Source organism: Aliihoeflea sp. 40Bstr573 (assembly GCF_024105655.1).
Classification (GTDB): Bacteria; Pseudomonadota; Alphaproteobacteria; order Rhizobiales; family Rhizobiaceae; genus Aliihoeflea.
The window spans coordinates 1-1362 of record NZ_JAAAMH010000057.1 but is presented as its reverse complement, the minus strand read 5'-3'; the positions used below and the strand labels follow the sequence as shown (position 1 = coordinate 1362).

Here is a 1362-nt window from a genome sequence, read left to right as displayed (position 1 = left end):
GCCCCCTTTATGGATGGCCCGCCCCTCCCGCCGGAGCCTGTGTAGGATGCCGGTGTTCAAGAGAGGAAGGAGCGAACCATGAGCATAGTGATCCTTGGCATTGATCTGGGCAAGAACAGCTGCAGCGTCGTCGGGCTGGACGAAAGCGGGACGGTCCTCGTTCGACGGCGGATGCGACGCGATGGGGTGATCGCGTTTGCTGAAAAGCTATCGCCCTGCATCATGGCGATGGAGGCCTGTTGCGGCGCACATCACATGGGGCGATCGCTGGCGGCACTGGGCCATCAGGTCCGTTTGATGTCTCCGGAATATGTGCGCCCTTACGTCAAGGCTCAGAAGAACGACGATCGCGATGCCGAGGCGATCGCCGAAGCGGCAACTCGACCCACCATGCGCTTCGTCGAACTCAAGAGCGAAGAGCAGCTCGACGTTCAAACCCTGCACCGAGTGCGCGACCGCCTCGTTGGGGAGCGCACTTCGCTGACCAACCAGATCAGAAGCCTTCTTTTGGAGCGCGGGTTCATCGTGGCACAGGGCCACGCCCGACTGCGCCTCTTGCTTGGTGAACTGCTGGAAAGTGGCAGCGACACGCTGAGCCAACGGATGGCGTTTCTGCTCGAGGACATGCGTTCGCGCTGGCAGGAACTGGACCGCCGTATCGCCGCCTTTGACGCGGAGTTCACAGCCATGGCCCGGACTGATGACCGCGCCCGGCGGCTGACAGGCATTCCCGGCATTGGAGCTCTGAATGCCACAGCCCTGGTAGCCGCGGTTGGCAGCGCGGCAACGTTCGACAAGGGACGCGACCTCGCCGCATGGTTGGGCCTTGTGCCCCGGCAGGCCACAACTGGGGGAAGGCCGAAGCTTCTGGGTATCACGAAGCGCGGAAGCAGGTATCTGCGCAAAATGCTGATCCAGGGCGCACGCTCGGCTATGCCCTCGTTGGCCAAGAGCAACACAGCGGTCGGATCGTGGCTGCGCGCGCTTCTCGCCCGCGCTCATCCTAACGTTGCCGTCGTCGCCTTGGCTGCGAAGATGGCCCGCACCGTCTGGGCGCTGCTCCACCACGGACGGACTTATCAGGTCGCGTCGATTTAGGAATAAGGAACAAACGTCCGGATAATGCCCCACCGGACGTCACGAACTGCGAGTGGTGAAAGGAAGATGGCCTGACAGTCGATCGGTGTTCCAAGAACCTCCGGCGCAAAATGGCCCTCCGAGGCCGGCCCCTTTATGAGGATCGGAACGCGCGGATCTCCATCTTGGCGGCGGCCGTCAGGCCGACATGCCGGATACGTTTGTGCAGACTGTTTACACCATCGTCCAATTGTCGCTTGCAACCGGGGCGGGCCATACGTTTGC

At 62.3% G+C, this 1362-nt stretch carries 1 protein-coding gene; it reads left to right on the top strand.

What is annotated here, in order from left to right:
• The first annotated feature begins 78 nt into the window (after positions 1–78).
• The gene (locus GTK01_RS20855) at positions 79–1098 is read left to right on the top strand and encodes an IS110 family transposase (RefSeq protein ID WP_252929775.1); all 1020 of its coding nucleotides are present in this window, start codon (positions 79–81) and stop codon (positions 1096–1098) included.
• Positions 1099–1362: the final 264 nt, after the last annotated feature.